The 24334-nt window shown below is 59.6% G+C and carries 19 protein-coding genes; 7 read left to right on the top strand and 12 right to left on the bottom strand.

Going from position 1 to position 24334, the window contains the following annotated elements; all coding sequences use genetic code 11:
• Positions 1 to 7 precede the first annotated feature (7 nt).
• Positions 8 to 5143, bottom strand: coding sequence for an autotransporter outer membrane beta-barrel domain-containing protein (locus tag D4A39_RS09710; protein WP_147393902.1), 5136 nt, complete (start codon positions 5141 to 5143; stop codon positions 8 to 10).
• A gap of 148 nt (positions 5144 to 5291) precedes the next feature.
• Here D4A39_RS09710 and D4A39_RS09705 point away from each other — a divergent pair, with 148 nt between their 5' ends.
• Positions 5292 to 6251 carry a helix-turn-helix transcriptional regulator gene (locus tag D4A39_RS09705; RefSeq protein WP_022985483.1) on the top strand — a complete coding sequence of 320 codons (960 nt, stop codon included), beginning with the start codon at positions 5292 to 5294 and terminating at the stop codon, positions 6249 to 6251.
• Positions 6252 to 6553: 302 nt separating this feature from the next.
• Here the strand turns inward: D4A39_RS09705 and D4A39_RS09700 are convergent, their stop codons facing one another.
• From D4A39_RS09700 to D4A39_RS09685, 4 genes are all read right to left on the bottom strand, one after another.
• The gene (locus tag D4A39_RS09700) at positions 6554 to 7753 is read right to left on the bottom strand and encodes an acyl-CoA dehydrogenase family protein (protein ID WP_022985484.1); all 1200 of its coding nucleotides are present in this window, start codon (positions 7751 to 7753) and stop codon (positions 6554 to 6556) included.
• Positions 7754 to 7786: 33 nt separating this feature from the next.
• Complete coding sequence (locus tag D4A39_RS09695; protein ID WP_022985485.1) at positions 7787 to 8542, bottom strand: SDR family NAD(P)-dependent oxidoreductase; 756 nt, start codon at positions 8540 to 8542, stop codon at positions 7787 to 7789.
• Positions 8543 to 8616: 74 nt separating this feature from the next.
• Positions 8617 to 9105 carry an NUDIX hydrolase gene (locus tag D4A39_RS09690; protein WP_119917981.1) on the bottom strand — a complete coding sequence of 163 codons (489 nt, stop codon included), beginning with the start codon at positions 9103 to 9105 and terminating at the stop codon, positions 8617 to 8619.
• Positions 9106 to 9329: 224 nt separating this feature from the next.
• Complete coding sequence (locus tag D4A39_RS09685; protein WP_022985487.1) at positions 9330 to 10358, bottom strand: AraC family transcriptional regulator; 1029 nt, start codon at positions 10356 to 10358, stop codon at positions 9330 to 9332.
• Positions 10359 to 10497: 139 nt separating this feature from the next.
• Here D4A39_RS09685 and D4A39_RS09680 point away from each other — a divergent pair, with 139 nt between their 5' ends.
• Positions 10498 to 11562: a fatty acid desaturase family protein gene (locus D4A39_RS09680; protein WP_022985488.1), complete on the top strand. Its 1065-nt coding sequence runs from the start codon at positions 10498 to 10500 to the stop codon at positions 11560 to 11562.
• A 65-nt stretch (positions 11563 to 11627) separates the two neighbouring features.
• On the opposite strand, the gene D4A39_RS09675 is transcribed toward D4A39_RS09680, so the two are convergent.
• On the bottom strand, positions 11628 to 12317 hold the full coding sequence (locus D4A39_RS09675; RefSeq protein WP_022985489.1) for a pseudouridine synthase: 690 nt from the start codon (positions 12315 to 12317) through the stop codon (positions 11628 to 11630).
• A 113-nt stretch (positions 12318 to 12430) separates the two neighbouring features.
• Here D4A39_RS09675 and rep point away from each other — a divergent pair, with 113 nt between their 5' ends.
• On the top strand, positions 12431 to 14452 hold the full coding sequence (gene rep, locus D4A39_RS09670) for a DNA helicase Rep (RefSeq protein WP_022985490.1): 2022 nt from the start codon (positions 12431 to 12433) through the stop codon (positions 14450 to 14452).
• Positions 14453 to 14497: 45 nt separating this feature from the next.
• On the opposite strand, the gene D4A39_RS09665 is transcribed toward rep, so the two are convergent.
• Entirely contained in the window at positions 14498 to 15367 is an 870-nt protein-coding gene (locus tag D4A39_RS09665) for a LysR substrate-binding domain-containing protein (RefSeq protein ID WP_022985491.1), read from the bottom strand.
• A 245-nt stretch (positions 15368 to 15612) separates the two neighbouring features.
• Between D4A39_RS09665 and D4A39_RS09660 the strand changes: the two genes are divergently transcribed.
• Complete coding sequence (locus D4A39_RS09660) at positions 15613 to 16722, top strand: S-(hydroxymethyl)glutathione dehydrogenase/class III alcohol dehydrogenase (RefSeq protein WP_022985492.1); 1110 nt, start codon at positions 15613 to 15615, stop codon at positions 16720 to 16722.
• A 78-nt stretch (positions 16723 to 16800) separates the two neighbouring features.
• Positions 16801 to 17643 (top strand): S-formylglutathione hydrolase, encoded by an 843-nt coding sequence (fghA, locus tag D4A39_RS09655; RefSeq protein WP_022985493.1) that lies wholly within the window; start codon positions 16801 to 16803, stop codon positions 17641 to 17643.
• Positions 17644 to 17701: 58 nt separating this feature from the next.
• Here fghA and D4A39_RS09650 read toward each other — a convergent pair whose 3' ends face one another.
• From D4A39_RS09650 to D4A39_RS09640, 3 genes are read right to left on the bottom strand one after another with little or no spacing between them, the layout of a single operon-like run.
• Positions 17702 to 18049 carry a hypothetical protein gene (locus tag D4A39_RS09650; RefSeq protein ID WP_022985494.1) on the bottom strand — a complete coding sequence of 116 codons (348 nt, stop codon included), beginning with the start codon at positions 18047 to 18049 and terminating at the stop codon, positions 17702 to 17704.
• Positions 18039 to 19040, bottom strand: coding sequence for a phosphotransferase family protein (locus D4A39_RS09645; protein WP_022985495.1), 1002 nt, complete (start codon positions 19038 to 19040; stop codon positions 18039 to 18041). Before D4A39_RS09645 ends, D4A39_RS09650 begins: the two co-directional genes overlap by 11 nt.
• Entirely contained in the window at positions 19040 to 20086 is a 1047-nt protein-coding gene (locus D4A39_RS09640; RefSeq protein WP_119917980.1) for a DUF7064 domain-containing protein, read from the bottom strand. Before D4A39_RS09640 ends, D4A39_RS09645 begins: the two co-directional genes overlap by 1 nt.
• A 155-nt stretch (positions 20087 to 20241) precedes the next feature.
• Here D4A39_RS09640 and D4A39_RS09635 point away from each other — a divergent pair, with 155 nt between their 5' ends.
• Positions 20242 to 20766, top strand: coding sequence for a hypothetical protein (locus tag D4A39_RS09635; protein WP_022985497.1), 525 nt, complete (start codon positions 20242 to 20244; stop codon positions 20764 to 20766).
• Positions 20767 to 21001: 235 nt separating this feature from the next.
• Here D4A39_RS09635 and D4A39_RS09630 read toward each other — a convergent pair whose 3' ends face one another.
• Together D4A39_RS09630 and D4A39_RS09625 are read right to left on the bottom strand one after the other, a co-directional pair.
• Positions 21002 to 21982 (bottom strand): NAD(P)H-dependent flavin oxidoreductase, encoded by a 981-nt coding sequence (locus D4A39_RS09630; RefSeq protein ID WP_022985498.1) that lies wholly within the window; start codon positions 21980 to 21982, stop codon positions 21002 to 21004.
• 203 nt (positions 21983 to 22185) lie between these two features.
• A complete protein-coding gene (locus D4A39_RS09625) occupies positions 22186 to 23193 on the bottom strand; it encodes an AraC family transcriptional regulator (protein ID WP_022985499.1) in 1008 nt (335 codons plus the stop codon).
• Positions 23194 to 23285: 92 nt separating this feature from the next.
• Between D4A39_RS09625 and D4A39_RS09620 the strand changes: the two genes are divergently transcribed.
• Complete coding sequence (locus D4A39_RS09620) at positions 23286 to 24263, top strand: sterol desaturase family protein (protein WP_031226494.1); 978 nt, start codon at positions 23286 to 23288, stop codon at positions 24261 to 24263.
• Positions 24264 to 24334: the final 71 nt, after the last annotated feature.

The raw sequence follows: 24334 nt of genomic DNA, 5'->3' as shown, positions 1-24334 counted from the left end.
TAATTCCTTACCAGGTCAGGTTGGCGCTGAGCAAGCCACCGTGGCTTTCGGTGTCTCCACCAAAGCGCCCTCGATACCCCAGCCAGAGGGAAAAATCCGCCGTCATAAACCATTCGGCACCGGCATTGGCGGCCAGCTGGGTATCGTCCTGGTCGGCGCCGTACACGGTGAAGCCCTGCTGCGCGCCGGCAAAGCGAGCAGTCTGTTCGGCCTGGGTATCGCCAAAGGGTTGCACCACCGCCAACCCGCCTTCTGCCACCAGCCAGTCGCCCCCCACCACAAAGGCGCGTGACAGGTCCGCCCCCAGCCAGGCTTCGCCACTGTTTAGCTCACTGTCGTCCACAGTCAGGCCGGCGATGCCGCCGCCGGTTTCGCGAAAGCCGTCCCGCTCGATACGGGTCATGGAAACCATCGCGTAGGGATGCAAACCATTTTCCCCCCAGGCCAGGTCCCAACCGGATTCCAGCGCCACCCGCAGGGCATCCACGCTGCTGTCCGATTCCGCCGGTGCCCCCATGACAATGCGCTGCTGGGACACATCGCTGCTGCCATAACTCAGATCGCCGCGCAGGAACCAGGCCCCCGCACTGCTCCAGCGGCCATACAGGCCAGCAAACCACGAGGACACATCACCATCGGCCTGACGATTGTCGTAATCCAGCGTGCCATCCGCACTTCCCGCTGCAACACCTAGCAGCCAGTGATCCCACTGATGATCGACACCCAGTGCTAGCTGGTCTCCCCGGAAAGCATAGGCTGCATTGCCGATATCTTCCTGGCTATCCTCTTCAAAACGGGAGGATTGGGCCTGCACCCAGACACCGTTACGCTTGCCCACTGCTCCAGCACTCGCGGTCTGGTTTACCGAACTGGCTGCGGCGGCCTGCGCATAAGGATTGGAAGGCGCCGCCAGCGCCTGCAGTTTTCGTGACAAGCGTGTGTCCATGCCGCCGCCGGAATGACCACCGGCATTTCGGCCACGCTGACGCATGCCGATGGCGAATCGTTGCTGCAGTTGCTGCCCAGCCGTTAAACCCGCCAGCAAACTGTCACCACTGAATGCCTGGAACGCATCAGCCGCCTGCGTTTTGCTCATCTGCAAGACCTTCCGATAGAGACTGTGGGTAATGGGCATGCCATCCACATTCAAGGCTACCGCACGCTGGTTTTCAGTCAGTGCGGCGCTGGCAAACGACAGATCATTGCGCAGCAATTCCAGCGACGCGGTATTGCTGCCGTAGCTCAATACCGGGTTCAGGAAGGCATAGTTAGACGTAACACCATCGAACTGGCCGTTGATGCCACCGGCAGCGTTGAGAAAGGTATAGGTGCTAAAAGGCTGGTAGGTGCCGTCGTTGCCCACATGCAGCACCGAGCCTGCCAGATTGGCCTGGCCGCTGACCTCGATCCGGTCGCTGTTGATGCTGGCCGGATCCACTTCCAGTGCCAACTGACTGCCACTGTTGAAAGTCAGGTCACCGTTGATGTTCAAGGTGCCAATGGAGTTGCCTGCGGCCAACGTACCACCGGACTCAATGGTGGTATCCCCCACTTGGCCTGTACCGCCGAGCACGGCGTTGTTTTCTACAGTAAAGGTACTATTGCTCCAGTTGCTGTTGGCGTTGACGCGCCCCTGCTGAATGACGGTATTGCCGCTGAAGGCAACCGCATCCTGCTCCAAACTCACGGCTCCACTGCCGGTTTTTTCCAGGTCGCCGCTACCGGACAGGGTGTTGTCAAAAATACCGTCCGCCGCTTGATCCAGCACCAGTCGAGACTGGTTCTCGATGGTGGCGCTGCCAAAGGCATTCGCGTCACCGATCAAGGCGCCATTAAGTAGACGGAAATCGCCGCTGAACAGCGCATTATTACCGGTCAGTCGAACCTCGCCCCCGCCGCCCATATTGATCAAGCCGGAGCCGGACAGGTCATTGCCCAGCTCGGCTTGCCCGGCATCTAGCAGCGCAAGATAAGCGTTATTCTCGATGAAACCGGAGCCCAATGCGCTGACCTCACCCTGCACAATGCCGCCGGCAATCATTAGGCCGCCGGAGAAGTCATTGCTGCCTTCCAGGTCCAGGGTGTTGGGGCCCTTCACGATTAGCGCCCCGGTACCGCTCAGGTCGCTGCGGATAGTCGCATCCTGATACATCACGAGGGTGCCGCCCTGGCTGCCCAGTGCCAGTTGATAACGATTGAAGAGGCTGGTCATTGCTGCCCCCTCTACATGGAACGCACCACCGTCCAGAACAAGGCGGTTACTGGCATCCCCCAACGCGTCATGCTGCACAGTACGCAAGGTGCCGGCAGTGATAACGGTGTCTCCGACATAGTCGTTGCTGCCCCCCAGTACCAGCGTGCCTTCTCCGGTTTTCATCAAGCCGTTGCTGCCACTGATTACACTGCTGATAGAGGCTTCGTAGCCACTACTGGCCGCACTGCCATCGCCAACACGAATTTCACCGCCCGCACCAGTCAGCGTGAGGCCGTCACCCTCTACGTGGTAACCATCGCTGGCGAACTGAATCCCTTGCGCTTGCACCGCGCCATCCGCGTCGGACACCGTTACCGTGCCGGCATCCCCCGCAAAGATGGCAAAGCCCGGGCTGGGGATCATGGGGCCGGTGACGGTGCCAGTGGCATCGGCCCAGACAGAGTTACTGGCCGTCCAGGTGCCGTTGCCTCCGCCCTGGGTGGTGCCGCTTGCCAAGCCGTTGGCATTCCAGAAATTCAGCGTCATGTCGCCGGTGTTGAGCAGATTGATCTGCCCGGGGCCGGACAGGTATTGCAGGGTGAGTGATGAGTCCGGGTTGGCCAGTTGCAGGCCGCCGTTGCTTTCGGAAAGCGTGCCGGTGTAATCAAACAGGCGATACAACCCCGGGCCGAAACTGCCAGCATCGTTGAGCGTCAGCGTCGTGCCATTGATGGCCAGATCACCGTTCACGGAGACACTGTCACTGGAACCCGGCGTGGAGAAATCACCGCTTGGCGCACCGAACTGGAAATCCAGCAAACTGCCCTGTTCCAGGGTCAGATTACCGTTGATAGTGAGCGCACCCAGACCATCCCCCGGTGCCAGAGTACCGCCTGACAGTACGGTGGTATTGCCCAGCGAACCATTACCGCCCAGCAGGCCGCCATTGCGGACAGACATCATCAGGCCATTCATGGCACCGTTTACGTACATCCCGCCTTCGTAGACACGGCCCTCGCCGTTAATGGCATGGTTTGCCGACAGATAAAAATTGCCGTCACCGAATTTGAAGAGATTGCCGTTGCCGGAGATCACGCCATCGTAGTGATAGTCGTTACCCCGATCGATGATGAGGTTACTGGCTGCTGAACCATTGAAGACCACGTCCCCAATGATAGATCCCGTATTCCCCCCGTTTCCCAGTGTCAGCTGAAACAACTTGTCAGTGCTTCCAGAGATATAGGTCGTCCCCGTAAAGTCATGATCCGCCGTCCAGATGATGCGGCTGTCAAACAGGTTGACGTCTCCGCCACCCGAAATCCTGCCGTCATACTGGCCCGTACTGTTGTAGAAGTAGGTTAATGCTGAGACAGCATCCAGAAGGATGTCACCGGCAAAGGTATTGGCCGAAAACACGTTCACCATGCCATTCAGGATAAGAGTAAGCCCGGTGTAAGTCTGCGGGTTGCGGACGAAGATCGGCCCTCCCTGCCAGGACACATCGCCACTGCCACTGATCTGGCCGTAATAATCTGATACTCCCAGAGAATCCATCACTCGTAAATGCGCATCGTTGCGGATATCACCACCAAGAGTGCTCAGCTCACCACTCAGTGTTCCTTCCCGCACCCACCAGTCCTGAGCGCTTGCGCCTGTCAGCGTCCAGTTGCTGACACCGGTTTTTTCGTACCCTTCAAAACCCTGAAAGGTAACTCCCACAACACTCGTATCGAAGGTGCCATCATCATCCCCGCCCAGCGCCAGCACATCAATGCTGCCATCGGCCAGCACATTGCCACCCAAGCTGTAACCGCTTTCCAGGGTCAGGCGGTTGTAGCCACCGGCAAAGTGAATGGCGGTGGACTGGTTGGCCCCGGGGTTCACGGCCCCCGCCAGGGTCATATCCAGATCGGCCCCGGTGATACCGTATCCGCCGATACCATGGGTGCCCGGAGAGCCACCGGTTCCGCCCTGGCCCCCATCCCCGCCTACAACCCGCGCACCGGCACTGATGGTGATTTCGGCACTCGCGTCGGCCTGAATGCCTGCGCCGCCGTCTCCGCCATCGCCGCCAATGCCCTCCGCACCGCCCGCGCCGCCGTCGCCACCGTTACCGCCAAGAAATTCCGCACCGTTGAACAGGGTGAAGCGATCCCCCGCAGAGGTGATATGCAATCCGGCCCCGCCATTGCCGCCGTTACCGCCATTACCGTAAAAGTAATCCGAGAAACCGCCCGCCCCGCCATCACCGCCCGAGGTATCAAAGGTGAAGTAGTAATCCCCTGGACTGAGGACAGAACCAGCGCCGCCATCACCGCCGTCACCACCATGGCTAAAGGGGCGCGAGGCATCCCCCAAGGAACCAGGCAGGTTCACAAAATTAATCCCCGTGGCCGAAATTGGCGTGCCCGTGATATTGGTAATCTGCAGATCCAGGAAGTTCTGCGCGCCCTCGATGATTAGCTGGTCACCGCCCGACCCGCTTTCAGTCACACTGGCGCTCATCTCAAAGGGGGTGATGATCTGGTCAATGGCTGCGGCCAGATCAATCAGTTTATCGCCCGTATTGATGGTGATATTGGTAACAACACCATTCACCGTGACGCGGAGTTGGTCACCATTATTGATACCCGCCAGGGAGGTCAGATCCGTTATGTCCGCGTCAATACCGGTTGTGGTCGACGCTTCATAGGCAGGAGCGTCCGAGTAAACAAGACTGGCACCATCGCCACCGTTGCCCCCATCATCAAACGGCCCGCCGTCACTGCCATCCTGCCCCTGCCCACCGGTCACACCGTCATGCCCACTGCCATCGGTACCATCCGCCGCCGCGCTTGCTGCTCCCGGCAGCAGCAACAAGAACGCCAGCGCCGTCCCGAAAGCACACAGTATTTCTGCGCGAACAGCGCGAGACTCGCCACCATGGTGACGTCGATTAAAAAAAGACATGACCTACCCCGACATGATTTTTTTGCTTCTGCGTTGTAGGGTAGAGATCGGCTTGAGTGAGAACCACTTGCTGCCTATGTCATTTTCCGGGGTTTTATCATTTTCCCGGGGCTTTCATTCTTTTTAGTGCCTTCAGGCCATTTTCATTATGGAAAATCAAAACAACAACGAAACGCCATCCAGCCTGGTGGTAGCCCATATGAATGGTGGCCAGACCTTTGATCTGCCCGGCATTCGCGGACGCATGGAGCGGCTGCAGTTTGCCAGCGGCATGGTGCTGTACCGCATGGAATACGAAGCCCTGGATGACTGCCATGTGCAGGTACAGAACAGTTTCAGTGAGCCCTGGATCGGCTCCGCCATGCACCTGCAAGGCCATTCTGAATTGAGTTACCCCAATGGCAACACCTTCAGCCTGAGCAACGATTCCGCCTTGCTGATGCGTGTGGATCCATCAGGCAGCCGCTTCCGGTTGTTCAAGGGGCAACTGATTCGCCATGTGGGCGTGGCATCCACGCTTGCGCCCTTGCTGGAGCGCTTCGGTGGCGAACTACCGGAAAAGCTATCGCTTTTTCGCGACGAAAATTTTGGCGAGATTCAGATTGGCCAGTCGTTTTCCCCCAGCAGCCGTTTACGGCAACTGGGCGGAAACCTGTTTGATCACAACGCCCGCGGCACTGCCCGCATGCTGAAACTGGAAGGTATTGCCAACCTGTTTCTGGCAGAAATCATCGAGCTATTCTGTGATGATGACTTTAATGAAGATCGCATTATTGTCTGGGAAAAGCAGGCGCTGACGGATATCATCAACCACATCGAAAACCATCTTCACGATGACCTTTCCATCGCCCCCCTGGCTAGCCAGGGGGGCATGACGGAGAGTCGTCTGGATCAACTTTTCCGGCAAAAGTTTCACCTCAGTTGTGCCGAATATGTGCGCAACGAAAGAATGACCGCCGCCAATCGCTGGCTGGAAGGTGGCGAGCTATCGGTGAAGGAAGTCAGCGAAAAAATCGGCTACAGCCACGTCAGCAATTTCTCCCGCGCCTACCGCGCGCGGTTCGGCGAAACCCCGGCTCGAACATTGCGCCGGGCGACCAACGGGTAACACCAATCAAAAAAATCTGGCGCTCTTTAGGTGCGTCGCTTGAGACGCCAACCGGGCACAGCGAGGCGAACGAAGGGTGTTTTCAGTACATACCTAACGAACCCGTATATCTCTGATCGCCCTCTGCCGATTCCGTGCTTCGCACGGTTCGTTCCTCAAGCGGAACTCCTACAATAATCGTTTGAGCGGCACTCACGATTCTGGCACTAAAAAAGCCCCGCAAATGCAGGGCTTTTTAGTTTTGCATGATCCGTGGTGCGTGAAGCGTGTTGCGTCTCACGTATTGCCGCTGCGAAGCAGCGCTACACGCCCCACTTGAAGAAACCGCGTTTCTCTTTCAGATAGAAACGGGACAGCACCATCTTGTGCACCTCGCTGGCGCCGTCTACCAAACGGGCCTGACGGGCATAGCGGTAGATCCACTCCAGCAGGGTATCCTTGGAGTAACCGCGAGCACCGCACAGCTGAATGGCGGTATCCGCGGCCTTGTGCAGAGTATCGGCCACGTGGATCTTGGCCATGGAAATTTCTTTCTTGGCGAAGTCACCCTGATCCAGCATCCAGGCAGCCTGCATGGTCAGCAGACGGCCCACTTCGATTTCCTTGGCCACATCACCGAGCATCCACTGCACGCCTTCGTGCTCGGCCAGCGTGGTGCCGAAGCTCATGCGGTTTTCCACATAGCCTGCCGCTTCTTCCATGCAGCGCTTGGCCAGACCCAGCCAACGCATGCAGTGGGTAAGACGGGCCGTGCCCAGACGGATCTGGGTAACCTTGAGACCGTCGCCCACTTCCAGCAGGCGGTTTTCGTCCGGAATCACCAGCCCATCGAATTTCAGTTCACAGTGACCACCGTGCTCTTCCGGACCCATGATCGGGATACGACGTACCACTTCCCAACCGGGCTGGTCGGCATCGAACAGGAACGCCGTCAAACCCTTGCGCGGATCGTCGCTGGTCTTGGCGATCAGGATAAAGGTCTGCGCTCCTTCGGCACCCGTAATAAACCATTTGCGGCCATTGATGACCCAGTTGTCACCGTCTTTGGTGGCGGTGGTATAGGTCAGTGACGGGTCAGAACCGCAACCGCCATCGGGCTCGGTCATGGCAAATGCGGAACGCACCTTGCCGTCGATCAACGGCTGCAACCAGCGCGCTTTTTGTTCGTCGTTGAGAATCTTGTTGAGCAGGATCATGGTGCCGTCATCCGGCGGCGCGCAGTTGAACACCACCGGGCCAAACGGACTGCGAGCCGCTTCTTCATACAGCACGGCCATGCCGGCCACACCCACGTCCTGGCCACCACGTTCTTTGGGCAACTGGAAACCCCACAGGCCCTGGGCCTTGGCTTTGTCGCGCAGTGCGTCGACCACGCTTTCCTTGAAGTTTTCGTGCTCGTCGTAGTTCGCCTTGTCGCTTTCCAGCGGCATGATTTCCGCTTCAACAAACGCCGCCACTTTCTGACGCAGGTTTTCGATTTCCGGGCTCAGGGAGAAATCCATGATCTGTCCTCGGTGAATTCAGTGAAACGCTGTTTACAGCGTATTGCAGAGGTGCCCGCCATCCACGGCAATGATGGCACCCGTCATGTAGGAAGACGCATCCGATGCCAGCAACAGCAGCGGGCCGACCAGTTCATCGATTTGTCCGAGACGGCGATAGGGGATGCGCTTGAGCATTTTTTCTGCCTGCGGGCTATCGAAGAAATCCTTGTTGATATCGGTTTCGACATAGCCGGGGCAAATGGCGTTACAACGAATGTTGTAGCGGGCAAAATCCAGTGCCAGGGATTTGGTCAGCTGCACCACCGCCGCCTTCGATGCGGTGTATGCCGCAACACGGCCACCCACACGCAACCCCAGAATCGAGGCAATGTTGACCAGGCTGCCAGGACGCTGATCCTGCTTCCATTTCTGGATCGCAAACTTGGAGACCGCCCAGACCCCTTTCAGGTTGGTGTCCACTACCGCATCCCACTCTTCTTCGGTGAGACTGTCAGTGGGGCCTTCGTGGGAAATGCCCGCGTTATTCACCACCACATCCACTGGCGGCATGCTGTCGAAGGCGGCACCCACACTGGCGTGATCACTCACGTCCATGGCCACCACCGTGGCCTCACGGCCAAGCTTGCGCACCGCCTCTGCGGTCTGTTCGAGCTTTTCCACTCGACGGGCCGCCAGCACCACATCCGCCCCTTCCTCTGCCAGGGCAACGGCAAAGCGGGCACCAAAACCACTGGAGGCACCGGTAATCAAAATTCGTTTGCCGGCCACACTGAATCGCTGGGTCATAACGCTCTCAACTCTTTCCTGCTAGAGGGGGAAACGCTACCCAGCGGCACCGTGGATCACAAGGACGAAAACGCTCAGAAGGTCGATGACAACAGCAAGGAAAGGGCATGGCGGGTATCCGGCGTTGCCTCCGGCAGGGCCAGTGCCTGGCTGGCTGACATCCACTTCACGTCAACCACTTCGTCACTCAGGGACACCGCCTGCTGACAGACCGTTACCGACGCCAGCGCCCCCCAGACCTGATGGTGCGGATTGGCGAACCAGAACCATTGCCAACGGGAAAATTGGCGGCGCACACCCAGCTCTTCATGCAATTCCCGGCTGAGCCCACGGGCCACGGATTCATCCGGACGCATCACCCCACCCGCAGCAAGATCCCAGCCGCACGGGTAGAAGTGCTTGTCTGCCGACCGTTGCTGCACACAGATGCGCCCGGCCAGATCCTGCACCACCACATAAGAGGCACGATGCATCAACCGCTGACGCTGCATGCGCCCGCGCTGGCAACTGCCAATGGGACGATTGTGTCGGGAGACCAGCAGGACGGGTTCGTGATTGCTCATGGTCGTTGTTATTCACGAGGGTGGACGGGCCACACTAGCGTTATGGGCGAGTGATTGCCAGATGAGACTCTCTGCGCGTCAACCACCGTGGCAGCGGCCGTTCGACCGCGATACCCACACATTGGAAAAGATCGCGGTGGGACCACCGCTCCCACAGGACAAAACGGCCCACAAAGGAAAACGGTTTTCCACAGCCGTCTATGTGTGGTGCGTGAAGATACGAATCAGGGCTGGAAATGGCTCGGCGGATGACCGGTCCACTTACGGAAGGCTCGGGCGAAGTTGCTGGGGTCGGCATAGCCCAACCGCATGGCCACCTGTTGCACGGTGATGTTGGCCTGCAGGTAGCCCATGGCCTTGGTCATGCGGACTTCTTCCAGCAGCGAGCGATAACTGACACCCAGGGCGTTCAGGTACCGGCGCAGGGTCCGGGAGGTCACATGGAAGTTACTGGCCAGCTGTTCCAGGCTGGGCAGCATGCCTTCGGCCTGCATCAGACGGGCGCGCACCCGGCTGGCCCAATCCTGGTCTGCCTCCAGGCGCTGCAGCTCTTCTTCGCACTTCTGCGCGGCCATCTGCCGGGAGGCCGGATCCGACAGGGTGAAGGGCTCGTCCAGCAAGCGCGACGGCAGACGCAGCGCGGCGACGTCGGCATCGAACTCCACGGGCATGTCCAGAAGCTGGTGATACCGCTCCGCATGGGCCGGCGCCGGATACGGCAGCTCCAGTACCGCGCCCCGGAACCGGTCGCCCAGCAGGTAGCGAATCCCGCCAACCACGGCGGCCACCACCACTTCCAGATACGTCTCACGGATGTCGCCCAGCGGTACGCTTTCGATCAGGCAGAAACGCACCCCGGCATCCGTGGGCTCAATACGCGGGACACACAAACGGGTGCGGGTGCGGAAATAGCGCTCCAGCAAGCGCAGGGCATCGCCCAGATCCGCACTGCTGATCGCCGCATAGCCCAGCAGGCCGTGCGCCGTCAGTGTCAGCTGCTGGCCCAGAGTCAGGCCCAGCGCCGGGTTGCCGGTCATCTCGCGGGCGCCCACCATCACCCGGCGGAACTGCTCAAAGCGCAGTGCCGGCTCCGGGTTGTACACCTCGGCTTCGTTCAGGCCAACGCGATTGAGCAGGCGGCGGGTGTCCACACCCACGTCCGCAATCAGCTCCACCAGGTTCCGTACGTAGTTGACGGGAACCGGTGAACGGCCAGTGCCGGGGTCCAGTTGTATGAAGCGTTCGCGACTCATGCCCTCTACTATACGCTACTTCTACCCCTGTCCGAAAATGACCGAATACTGTCCAGCCCTGCACTTCGCCTGAATACGACTGTTCACCAAAATGCGCAGCATCAAGATTCCCTGCCGGTGCTCGCACCAAGGACCGAAGATGAACAGCAACCAAGCCAGCTACAGCCGCCAGTTTGGCGCCGACGACGCCCGCGCTATCCGTGATGCCGTGAAAAAGGATCTGGGGCCGGACACCTTCCGCGCCCGCCCCCGTCGCGCCCTGTGGTTCATCCCCATGACCAGCATCATCGTGGCCAGTCTGACCGCCATCCTGATGCTCGACCTGCCCTGGTGGGGCAATCTGCTGCTGAGTCTGTTGGCGGGGCACACCCTGGCCTGCCAGGCCCTGCTGGCCCATGAAGTGCTGCACGGCGCGCTGGGCATGAGCCGCAAGATGCAGGACCTGCTGGGCTGGATCGGCTTCGGGCCGGCGCTGGTGCCGCCGGAATTCTGGCGCCGCTGGCACAACGTGGCCCACCACGCGCACACCAATCTGGGCGACAAGGACCCGGATTCGTTCGGCACCCTGGTGCGCTACGAAAAGCACCCCGGCACCGCCAACTTCACCAAGCTCGCCCCCGGTGGACGTACCTGGTACAGCTACCTGTTCCTGTTCTATTCCTTCATGTTCCATGCCCAGCTGGTGCTGCGCATGCAGACCCGCAAGCGTGAGGAGTTCAAGGGATTCAACCGCACCAAGGCCATTCGCCAGTCGTACCTGTGCATGGCGGCGTGGATTGCCCTGGCCATCCTGTCCGGCCCGCTGGCGGTCTTTACCGTGCTGATTCCCATGGCGATCATCAACTTCATCGGGCAAAGCTACATTCTCACCAACCACATGCTGCGCCCACAGATGGACAACAACCACCCGGTGGATAACTCCATGAGCGTGCGCGCCTGGCGCTGGATCGACCCGTTGCACTTCCACTTCAGCCACCATGTGGAGCATCACCTGTTCCCGAAAATGGGCTCGGACCAGGCACCGAAAGTGCGCGCCTGGCTGCAACAGGAAATGCCGGACCGTTATGTCTGCCCCAGCCATGTGAAAGCGGTGGCGATGCTCTACAAAACCCCGCGCGTTTATAAAGATGCCAAAACCCTGATCGACCCGCTCAACCCGGAGCGCACCGTCGACGTGATGGAGCTGCAGGGACAGCTGGGGTAAAACGCACTTTCTGCAGGAGCTGGCTTGCAAGCAAGCTCCTGCAGTGAGAAACAGCGATCAGCCCATCACACGCCAGCGATCTCTTCCTCGGTGAGCTGACGGTACTCACCGGGGGCCAAGGCGGCGTCGAGAGCGATCTCGCCGATCTGTTCGCGATGCAGCCCGATCACCTTGTTGCCCCGGGCCGCCAGCATCCGCTTCACCTGGTGGTAACGCCCCTCGGTAATCGTCAACAACAGCTCCCGTTCGCTCACCCGCACTGCCGTGGCCGGCAAGGTAGGCTTGTCTTCGCCGCGCAACAGAACGCCGTCACGCAGTGACTGCAGGTCTTGCTCACTCAGGGGATCTGCACAGCGCACCCGGTAGCGTTTGGCGCAGGCATGATTGGGGGACGTCAATCGATGGGACCAGTCGCCGTCGCTGGTGAGCAGCACCAGCCCGGTGGTGTCCCTGTCCAGTCGCCCGGCGGGGTGCACATCACGGCGCAGCTCCCCCGGCAGCAGATCCAGCACCGTACGATGCTCCGGATCATCCGTGGAACACACCACCCCGGCAGGCTTGTGCAGCATCAGATAGCGCGCCCCCGGCAACGTCACCGGCTCGCCGCGCAACCATACCCCTTGCCCGCTGATCAGCGGGGTATTTGCTTTGGGCCGGGGCTCGCCCTCCACCTGCACCTCGCCACGGCCGATCAGCACCTTGACCTGCTTGCGACTGAGGCCAGTACTGTGGGCAAGAAAATAATCCAGGCGCATGGTGGGTCCGTTCACGACAAGTGGGCGATCAACTGACATCCGGTATCTGGAGTGCAGCCACGACGCTGGTATCATACCCGCCTTTGCCCCACTCCCGAACCGGACTGCACCCCATGAGCAAACTCAATCCCCGCCAACAGGAAGCCGTGCACTACGCCGATGGCCCCTTGCTGGTGCTGGCCGGGGCCGGTTCCGGAAAGACCAGCGTGATCACCCGCAAGATCGCCTGGCTGATCCAGGAGCGGGGCATGTCGGCGCGGCACATCGCGGCGGTGACCTTTACCAACAAAGCCGCCCGTGAAATGAAAGAACGGGTGCAGTCCCTGGTGAGTCGCGACCTGACCCGGGGCCTGATCGTCTCCACTTTCCACAATCTGGGTCTGCGCATTCTCAAGTCCGAGCTGAAAGCCTGCGGCCTGCGCAATGGCTTTTCCATTCTCGATGGCGCCGATAGCAAGGAGATCCTCAAGGAAATTCTTCGCCAGGGTGACTCCGAGCGGGACCTGGACGCGGTGGACGTGATCCACAAGCACATCTCCGACTGGAAGAACGCACTGGTATTGCCGGAGGAAGCGGTGAGCACCGCCGACTCCGACGAGACCCTGCGGGCCGCCATGGCCTACGGGGGTTACGACCGCATGCTGCGGGTGTGCAACGCGGTGGACTTTGATGACCTGATTTTGATGCCGGCACGCATGTTCAAGGAGCAGCCGCGCATTCTGGAAAAGTGGCGTAACCGTATCCAGTATCTGCTCGTGGATGAGTACCAGGACACCAATGGCGCCCAGTACGAGCTGGTAAAAATGCTGACCCTGCCAGAGGGCAAGTTCACCGTGGTGGGCGATGACGATCAGTCCATTTATGCCTGGCGCGGAGCCCGCCCGGAAAACCTGGCACAGCTGCAGGAAGACTGGCCCGCACTGAAAGTCGTCAAGCTGGAACAGAATTACCGCTCTACCGGCCGCATTCTGAAGGCCGCCAATACCGTCATCGACAATAACCCTCACGTATTCGAAAAAACCCTGTGGTCCGATTACGGCTACGGCGAACCGATTCGCTTTTCTGCCCTGCGCGATGAAGATGCCGAAACCGAATGGATCGCCAGCGACATCTTCCACCGCCGATTACAGCACGGCCTCAAGTGGAAAGACTTTGCCATTCTTTATCGCGGCAATTTCCAGTCACGCATTCTGGAAATGAAACTGCAGAGCCTGTCGATCCCGTACAAGGTATCCGGCGGCACCAGCTTCTTCTCGCGCAGCGAGATCAAGGACCTGATGTGCTACCTGCGGCTGCTGGTCAATCCGGATGACGACAATGCTTTCCTGCGCATCATCAATACGCCACGCCGCGAAATCGGCCCGACCACACTGGAAAAGCTGGCCACCTGGGCGCTCAAACGTGAGCAAGGCCTCTACCATGTCTGCGATGATTTTGCGCTCAGCGAGGTGATGGCACCCAAGTCCGCCGAGAAGCTGCAGAAATTCAAGGCATGGCTGGATGCCAAGCGCGAGTTCTGCTTTGGCCAGAACAGTTTGCAGGCCGTTAACGAACTGATTTCCGACATCGACTACGAAGGCTGGCTGATGCAGAACGCCTCCAGCCCGCGCATTGGTGAAAAGCGCATCGAAAACGTCTGGCAGCTGGTTCGCAGCATTGAACGTATGCTGGAAAAGCAGGAAGAGGAAGACGACGGCGCCAGCGACCTGGAGGCCGTGATCAAGAAACTGGTGCTGCTGGACATGCTCGAGCAACAGGAAGAAGAAGACGATTCCGACCGGGTGCAACTGATGACCCTGCACGCCTCCAAAGGGCTGGAATTTCCCCACGTTTACATGATGGGCGTAGAAGAAGAGCTGTTGCCGCATCGCACCAGTATCGAGGAAGACAACATCGTCGAAGAGCGACGCCTGATGTATGTGGGTATTACCCGTGCCCGCGAGACCCTGGCCATGACACAGGCCCTGACCCGCAAACAGTACGGCGAAAAAATCGATACCGCCGCCAGCCGTTTCCTGGAAGAAATTCCCCAGGAAGATATCGACTACCTTGGCATCGGCGTACAGAAAGACGAAGCCAAAGAAGATGCGGTAGCCGAAGCCAGCATCGCCAACCTGCGCGCCCTGCTGGATTGATCACGTTCTGTTTGGTGCGCCGCGGGGTCGTGGCTGAAGCGATTTTCAGGCAAACGACGCCACCAGAAAATCCACAAACTGCCGGACCTTGGGTGACAGGTGACGGTGGCGCGGGTACACCACCCAGACGGCAGTGTGGGTGCACGCATACTGGTCAAGCACACTGACCAGCGCGCCACTTTCCAGATCGGCTTCCACGTAATAATCCGGCAGCTGCACCAGCCCTAACCCCTTTCGCGCCGCATCCAGTAACGCCACCCCGGAGTTGCCCTGCCAGTTCCCCTGCACTTTCAGGTGACGGTGCTGGCCATCCACATCAAAGCTCCACTGGCTGGCGGACCCGCGCAAACAATTATGCCGGCCCAGCTCACCCAGGGTATGGGGGCGGGCATGGCGTTGAAAGTAGCCTGCCGACCCCACCACATACTCCCGACGGGCACACAGCTTGCGCGCAATCAGCGACGAATCAGGCAAGGCGCCCGTGCGAATCGCCACATCGAACCCCTCATCAACGATATCCACCCGGCGGTTGGTGAAATCCAGCTGCACAGACAACTGCGGGTGCCGGTCCAGAAAGTCATTCACCAACGGAGCGATAAAACGCTCGCCGAAGGTCGTCGCACAGGTGAGCTTGAGCACCCCGGTGGGGCTCTGCTGGAAATCACTGATTGCTGCCAGGGCCTCCTGAAAGCCATCGAACAACTGGCCACAGTGCTCAAAGTACACCTGGCCGGCATCCGTGAGCGTCAGGCGGCGCGTGGTCCGGTACAACAACTGGGTGCCCAGCTGGGTTTCCAGTCTCGCCACCAAGCGGCTGACATGGGAACTGGACACGCCCAGATGTCGCGCCGCATGCGCAAAAGAGCCGCGACGCACCACTTCCACAAACGCTTCAATTCGGTCCCAGTGCTGCATAAAGCCCCCGACCCGCTCCTGGACAGGGCGGGTGAATGAGAGATGGAAGGTCGGACATCAGGCAAATTGCTCTGCGTTATTATTGCTCAACAGCAACAATCTATTGCCATATTGTGCCTTATCCCTTCATTCGTGTCTGCGTATAGTGAATCCATCACTCGCCGGCCACGGCAGGGCGGACATCGGCACCGACCGATCGCCACCACCGCCGGCTCTCCCGACCCTCGGTTATTACTGGAGTTACCATGAAGTCACGCGCCGCCGTTGCCTGGGAAGCAGGCAAACCCCTGGTCATTGAAGAAGTCGACGTGGCCGGCCCCAAGGCCGGTGAAGTGCTGGTACAGATCGTTGCCACCGGCGTGTGCCACACCGATGCCTACACCCTGTCCGGCAAGGATCCGGAAGGGATCTTCCCCTCCATCCTCGGCCACGAAGGCGCCGGCATCGTGCAGGAAGTGGGCGAAGGGGTGACCAGCCTCAAGCCGGGCGACCACGTGATCCCGCTCTACACCGCCGAATGCCGCCAGTGTAAATTCTGCCTCAGCGGCAAGACCAACCTGTGCCAGGCGGTGCGTGCCACCCAGGGCCAGGGCTTGATGCCCGACAGCACCAGCCGCTTCTCCATGAATGGCAAGATGCTGCACCACTACATGGGCACCAGCACCTTCTCTGAATACACCGTCGTGCCGGAAATTTCCCTGGCCAAGGTGAGCAAGGAAGCGCCCATGGACAAGATCTGTCTGCTCGGCTGCGGTGTCACCACCGGCATTGGTGCCGTGTTGAATACCGCCAAGGTGGAGCCCGGGTCCACGGTCGCCGTATTCGGCCTGGGCGGTATCGGCCTGTCGGTGATTCAGGGTGCGGTGATGGCCAAGGCCGAGCGCATCATTGCCATCGACGTGAACGACAGCAAGGAAACCATGGCGCGCCAGTTTGGCGCCACCGACTTCATCAACCCCACCCAGTACAGCGACCCGATTCAGGATGTGATCGTGGAGCTGACTGATGGCGGTGTGGACTATTCCTTTGAGTGCATCGGTAACGTCAATGTGATGCGTTCCGCGCTGGAGTGCTGCCACAAGGGCTGGGGCGAATCCGTGATCATTGGCGTGGCCGGTGCCGGCGAAGAAATTGCCACCCGTCCGTTCCAGCTGGTCACCGGCCGGGTCTGGAAAGGCTCCGCTTTCGGTGGCGTTAAAGGCCGTACCGAACTGCCGGGCTATGTGGATCGCTACATGAAAGGCGAAATCAAACTGGATGAATTCGTGACCCACACCATGGGCCTGGAAGACATCAACAAAGCCTTTGATCTGATGCACGAAGGCAAGAGCATCCGCTCTGTCATCTTGTTCTAGAACACCTACACGCAACACGCTTCACGCTAACACGCCCATACGCGTGACAGCGTGAGGCGTGCCAGCGAGGGATTATTCATGTCCGATATCGAACTGGTTTCCGCCACCAAGTCCTTCGGTGGCTGGCTGAAACGCTACAAGCACCGCAGTACCGTACTGAACTGCGACATGATCTTTGCCATTTACCTGCCCCCTGCGGCAGAAGAGCACCCCGTACCACTGCTGTGGTGGCTCTCCGGCCTTACCTGCACGGACGAAAACTTCATGCAGAAAGCGGGCGCACAACGCACGGCGGCAGAACTTGGGTTGGCCATCGTCTGCCCGGATACCAGCCCCCGCGGCAGTGACTTGCCGGGCGAACACGACAGCTATGATTTTGGATCCGGTGCCGGCTTTTATGTGAACGCCACCCAGGCTCCGTGGAACCAGCATTACCGCATGTATGACTACGTCACCAGCGAATTGCCCGCCCTGGTGAGCGCGCACTTTCCGCTGAATGGCAAGCAGGCCATTAGCGGTCATTCCATGGGCGGACATGGTGCTCTGATCTGCGCGCTGAAAAACCCTGGCCGCTACACCTCCGTCTCGGCCTTTGCCCCCATCTGCAATCCGGGCCAATGCCCGTGGGGCGAAAAGGCACTGGGCGGCTACCTGGGAGACAACCGGGAACTGTGGCATGAATGGGACAGCTGTGAACTGATCAAGGCCCAGGGTAGCGACCTGCCGTTACTGGTCGATCAAGGGGACGCTGACAACTTCTACGTGGACGGACAACTGCGCCCCGAGGCCCTGGCCGCCGCCTGCGAAGAGGCCAGCGTGCCATGCACCCTGAGACTGCAGCCGGGCTACGACCATTCCTACTTCTTTATCGCCAGCTTTATTGATGAACATCTGCGCTATCACGCAGAGAAGTTACAGTAGCATTACCCGCGGGCACAACCGTGCCCGCAGCCCGAAGCTCCCGCTTGAGGGGCGAACCTCAAAGCGGGTAACGGGGGTTGTCGATAGCCAGTTTTTCTTCGGCCAGGGGAAGCCAGAGGCTCAGAATTTTCTGCAATGCATCAGGCAACACGCCTTGCGAAAACGCCTCTGCCAACGTGGCAGCATCGCTGTCTTTCAGACCCAGAATGTCCGCGCTTTGCTTGATCACCTCGCGTTCGTTTTTCTGATAGCGCGGCGATAGCGTCGCTTCCCGGGCCAGCAACGCCTCCAGATGGCGAATGATCTTGCCGTAGTAGTCATCGACCCGGGAATCCGCATCCGGCTGCTGACGGTAGGCGGCAATGGCAGCCACCAACTCACTGGCGGTGGGGCGATTAAGGGGCATGGTTCAGCTCCGTGAGATCCTGCAGGCAGACCAGCATGTCGTATTCCGTTTCCGCCACGCGGCGGCCAATGGCGGCGCGCTCCAGGCTGGGCACATGACCGCGCAGGTAACTGTACGCCTGGTACTGACAGATCACCCCCCACTTGAAGGTGCCGAGCAATTCCCAATAACGGGCATGGAGCGGGTCCACGGTGATGCCCGTGGCGGCCTGGTAGGCGAGGTATAAGGCCTCGCGGCTGTCGATACCGGCAACAGGCAGGTGACGACGACCAAAGCGCCAGGCGTTCACGCACAGCCAGCCCAGGTCTTCCATGGGGTCGCCCAGGTGCGTCAGCTCCCAGTCCAGCACGCCCTGCAAACCGTTGTCCGTGATCAGAAAATTTCCCAACCGGAAATCCCCGTGCACGAGCGCCGGGGACGCACATTCCGGGGCATTGGCTTTCAGCCAGCCATAGACCAGGGAAAAAACAGGCAAGGCTTCACCGTAATCCTGATGCATGGCGTACAGTTGCTCTACCTGGGTCAGGGCATCCTGCACCGGCAAGCCGTCCAAGACAGCGGGCGGGGTACGGTGAATGGCCGCCAGCGCCTGTGCCGCCTGCTGGCAAAAACCGTCCCGTGCCGGGCGGTAGCGATCGTCCTTCAACAACACCGGCGGTAGCGATTCACCGGGTAGCGCTTCCATCAGGTAGCCCTCCCCCAGTCCTTCCTGCCCCGACAGAATGGTCACTACCCTGGCCACCGGGCAGCCCGCTTCCCCCGCAGCCTGCTGGGCACGGGCCTCCCAGGTTTTGCCCGGCGCCATGCCAAGATCTTCGGCGCCGGCATCCAGCCGCAGAATCCAGTCCTGTGGCTGCCCGTCCAGTGTAGCCTGCACACGCCAGGTATCGGCCGACGCGCCCGCGGTCAGGCGACGACAACGGCTAATCTCGACCTGCCCTGCCAGCCGTGCCGGCAAGACCTGCCCGATACGCTCTGCGGTAATGGCCATCAGCAGTGGCGGCCTACTGGCACACCCTCGACGATCTGGTTCAGGTACTCCGACATGCCATAGCCGGTGAGCCCATCACAATGAAAGCGGCTCATGGCTTCGGTAATACGGGTATGACGCCACTCGCCGGCATCAGTCTGGCGACGGTTACGCAGGGGAATGAGCGCCAGCGACTTCCCTTCTATCTGATACTCCCTGCCACTGACCGTACGCAGGGACACAGACTGGGCCGTCGCCTGATCGCGGCCATCGAGGGTGGACGACAGTGTTGCGGTTTCCACCAGATCGTACGCCGCCTCACTGCCATCCCGGGTGTCGTACACCATGCCCCAGATATGCCGGCGACCGCTGGCCATCTGCACAATGGACACGTTGACGGCAAAGTCCTCACGGAACACCAGCGGCAACCAGCGATACCAGTACAGGTTTTGCCAGTAGCGCGGCCCCCAGGAATGATCGCGCAGCCCAAACCCGTTCAGGGCGAAGGCTTCGCCATCGATCGTGACCTCACCCTGCCCTTTCATGTGCTGCTCGTAATGGCCGCGGGCAAAGGATTCGTCCGGGTCTTCCTCAATCGGGTTACCGTTATCATCCACCGCTTCGCCACCGTACACCGGCGTCATACCCGTGAAGGTGAGCGATGCACTGACCTTTACCCGCGGGTTATTGGCAAACGCCTGCTTGGGGTCTTCCATTTGCTGGGGATCATCCAGCAGGCAGGCCTCCCCCTGGTAATGCAGCTTCAGGGTTTTGAACGGCTCGACCACCTCGAAGCGCATGCCCCCGGCCTCCAGCGCCTCATTGCTGTCGATGGACACACGCCGGAACATGAAGGCCACGCGCCCGTCAGGAAGATAAAAACAGAACGACATTTCCGCATGGCCTTCATTGGGCCGATTCCCGACACGAAACCAGCCACCGCAGGCCTGATCGTGATCAAACAGATTGATGTACATGCTTTCGTTGAAGTTGCTGGCAGCTTCAATGGGGTGCATGTATTCGTCTTCCGGTTCCAGCCGGATGTGCGCATTCTTGCCGAGATCCATTCCGTGTCTCCTGCGTGATTTTTTTCTTTCCCTCAGGGTGAAAGCTTCCCCTTCCATTTGCACTGACAAGGGCTGACAAACGCCCTTGGCGAATTGGTCATGTCACCACCGGACCGGCCCGCGTAGATTGAAGAAAAAAAGAGGGATCACACCCGATGGAAGAACTTCGCCAGCTACTGCTGCCCTGGTATCTACAAATCAAGTTTGTTCATTTACTTTTCGTGATGATCTGGAGTTTCAGTACGGCGGTGGCCTACACCTGGTACGTGAAATCGGCCTGGCTGGCCTGGCAACGCACCCCGGATGACCCCCACCGGCTGGAACGTCGCAACTGGACCATGGAACAGTTCGACCGGGGCGCATCGCTGGAACACATCGCCTTCCCGATCGTGCTGGCCACCGGCGCACTCATGGTATGGCTTACCGGTTGGGGAATGGACTCCCACTGGCTGATGGTCAAGCTGGCCATCGTCATCGGCATCTTCATCCCGGTGGAAGTGTTTGATTACTGGATTTCGCATTTCGGAGGCAGCAAGAAACAATGGCGCCTGAAAGGCGACATGAAGCGCTATGAAAAGCTGATGCAGTGGCACTGGCTGTTCTTTCGCATCAGCACCCCGCTGGTGATGATTTTTATTCCGATGATTATTTATCTGGCGGTGACCAAGCCGGGGTTTTAGCTGTGAGCTGTGGGCTTTCAACAGCATAATCCGGGAGTGAGAGGTTGGCTCGTTCGTGCGCCCTAACATTTAACAACGGCTATCGTGCCGCCACCGAGCGTAGCGAATAACCGGCGCTCCTACGGAGGGTATGGGAATGTTTCGTGTTGCGTGTTGCGACCGCAAAGCGGGCAAAAAAAAGCCAGGGGAAAACCCCTGGCTGGACTCGGGAGAGCGAGTTTAAAACCGGGAACGTTTAGCCGTCGATGAAACCGGCCAGACGTTGTTTGATGGTGGCATTACACTCGGTAATGATGTCATCAATAATTTCTGCACAGCTCGGGTAGCTGTCGATCAGGCCCTGAACAATACCGGAGGTCCAGATACCACCATCGATTTCGCCAGAGGTCAGCGCGGCCTTGCCTTTCACACCGGCCACCAGGTCAACGATGTATTCGAACTTCATGTCCTGACCTTTCTCACGCTCAATCTCGTTTACCTTGGTGGCAACGGCGTTCTTGAACACGCGAGCGGTATTGTTCAGCGGACGGAAGATCAGCGCGGTGTCCAGCTCGGACGCTTCGGCGATGGCCTTCTTCATGTTCTCGTGAACCGGCGCTTCTGCAGAGGCCAGGAAACGGGTTCCCATATTGATGCCATCCGCACCCAGGGCCAGACAGGCGGCCATCTGGGCACCGGTACCAATACCCCCGGAAGCCAGCATCGGGATCTTCAGCACCTTGGCTGCGGCAGGCAGCAATACCAGGTTGGGAATGTCATCTTCACCGGGGTGGCCGGCACACTCGAAGCCGTCCACTGACACCGCCGCCACACCGACTTTCTCGGCCTTCAGGGCGTGACGTACAGAGGTACACTTATGAACAACCTTGACGCCCGCATCGGCAAACAACGGCATGAAGGGTTCCGGGTTACGGCCAGCGGTTTCGACCACCGGAATGCCGTTTTCACAGATCACGCGCGCGTATTCTTCGTAGGGAACCGGCTTGATGGTGGGCAGGATGGTCAGGTTCACGCCGAAGGGCTTGTCGGTCATTTCCTTGCAGCGCTTGATTTCCTTGTCCAGATCTTCCGGAGTAGGCTGGGTCAGGCCGGTGATGATGCCCAGACCACCGGCGTTGGATACCGCGGCTGCCAATTCGGCGTAGCCCACGTTCTGCATGCCGCCCTGTACGATCGGATACTGGATGCCCAGCAATTCAGTAATACGCGTTTTCATGGGTGTGTTCCCCTGCTGAATTCACAACTGCCCCACAGGGCGTGATGGCAGCAAGGTAAACAAGATGCGTATCAATCAGCAATGACAGGATTGTTCAGGGGCCCGGACAGTTTTGATAGCGGCGTCTCGCCAATCACATTAACTCGCTGTTTTCTCTGACTTTAGGCCCCATTTCCCCTACACATCCTGTGACGCTTTCGTGCTCAACCTTGCAATCCCCGCAGCTGACGGCGGGCCACTGCCGGTGTGCTGCCGGTCCATTGGCGCCAGGCTCGGCTGAACGCGCTGTGCTCGGAAAACCCCAGCAGCAGGGCAATGTCCCCCAGCGTGAGGGACGGGTCGGCCAGGTAGTGGCGTCCCAATTGCTCGCGGGTCCGGTCAAGCAGTGCGCGCCAGGTCAGCTGACGTTCCGCCAATCGACGCTGCAGGGTGCGTACCGACATGTGCAGCGTGGCCGCCAGCCGCGGCAGCGTGACCTTGCCCTCGGGCATCAGCCTCACCATGGCCTGTTGCAGGGCACGATCGAAGCTGTCGGAGTCCGGTAGCGCCAGCAGCATGGCGCTGGCCTGGCGGTCCAGCAGGCTGCGCATGCTGGGGTCGCTATGCGGGAGTGGCAGGGTCAGCAGATGCACCGGGAACACCACCTGGGTCCAGGGTTGCGCAAAACGCACCGGGCAGCCAAAGAACGCCTCATGGGCGGCGCATGCCGCTGCCGACGGGGTCGCGAAGGGAAAATCCACCGCCAGCGGAGCGGGCGGATCGTCCAGCTGGCGACGCAGAAACGCCACCAGGCTGGCGATGGCCACGGTGTCTGCCAACTCACCGGTGGAGTCCTCCCCCGACCAGCGCAGCATCATGGTGTCGCCCTCGGCATGCACCTCGACCAGATTCTGGCCGTAGAACAGGGATTCATAGCGCTGGTACGCCAGCATGGCTTCGCCAAGGGTCCGACAGGTGAGCAACAGGTACCCCAGCACGCCAACATGGCGCGGCTGAATCCGCGCACCGATGGCCAGCCCCGGTGCAGGCCGGCCCGGCCGTAGCGCCACCGCCTGCGCCAGCATGTCTTGCCAGAGTGGAATCGGCACCACATCGGCACTGCTACGGCTATCGAGCAAGGTACGCAGTTCAGGGGCCGGCAGATTCTCCTGGTCCAGCCAATCCGTCAGCAGCTGGATCCAGGCTCCGGTCACCCGCATGGGGGTTGCCATGGGCGATTATCCGTTTGTCGTTTGGCATCGATTGTCAAAAATACGGCATGCATCGTCAATACCTGCCGTCAGCTGCCGCCCATAATGCCTGCATGACAACAACGCATAACGGTGGAGGCCCCATGGTGCTGCTGGAATGGTTCGAGGATGTACTGCGTGAGAGTGGATTGATGCCACTGTGGGAAGCCGTTTCCCCCTGGCTGGCCCTGGACGAGCGGCAGTTGATCTTTGTGGTTGCCACGCCCGTGTTTATCGGCCTGTTCCTGTGGGAGTACCGAAAGATCCGCCATAACCCGGCACTGGCCAATGGCCGCGAGTCCCTGCTCAACTTCCTGCTAGGCGCGGGCTACCAGACCACCGAACTGTTGTTCGCCGGCCTGATCGCGTTCCCGGTCTATGCCTTTGCCTTCCACCACCGGCTCATGGACATCGAATTGAGCTGGGCGACGGCCTTGCTGTTGTGGGTGCTGGTGGATTTCTTCTATTACTGGTTCCATCGCACCTCCCATCGGGTGCGCTGGTTCTGGGCCGCCCACGTCACCCATCATTCTTCCGAGCGCATGAACTTCTCCACCGCCATGCGCCAGAACGCCACCAATATCTTCAATGGTGGCTGGCTGTTCTACGTGCCGCTGGCCTTCGTGGGTTTCAATCCGGTATGGATCGGGGTCTGCTATGCCCTGTCGCTGGTGTACCAGTACTTCATCCACACCACCCTGGTGGACAAGCTTCACCCGGCCATTGAAGCTGTCTTCAATACCCCAAGCCACCACCGTGTTCATCACGGCCGCAACCCGGAATACATCGATCAGAACTACGCCGGTGTCTTCATTGTCTGGGACAAGATGTTCGGCACCTTCGTGGAGGAAAAACAGGATTTGCCGGTGGAATACGGCATCACCCGCCCGGTCTACAGCAACAGTCTGATCGTCAACTGGTGCCACGAATACGCCGACATGTTCAAAGCCATGGCAAAACGCGGCCCCCTCACCCAGCGCCTGAAACACCTGTGGAAACCACCGGAGTGGGAGAGGGAAAGCAGTGAACAGTTAACCGTGAAAAGTGAATAGCTGCGCGAGCAACCTTTTCGGTTTTCAACGCATGAGGCCGCGCCCAACGTCTGGACGCGGCCTCATGCGTT

The organism is Alcanivorax profundi (assembly GCF_003597125.1).
Taxonomy (GTDB): Bacteria; Pseudomonadota; Gammaproteobacteria; order Pseudomonadales; family Alcanivoracaceae; genus Alcanivorax; species Alcanivorax profundi.
Note: the sequence above shows the minus strand (reverse complement) of the source record. Positions and strands in the feature narration are given on the sequence as shown.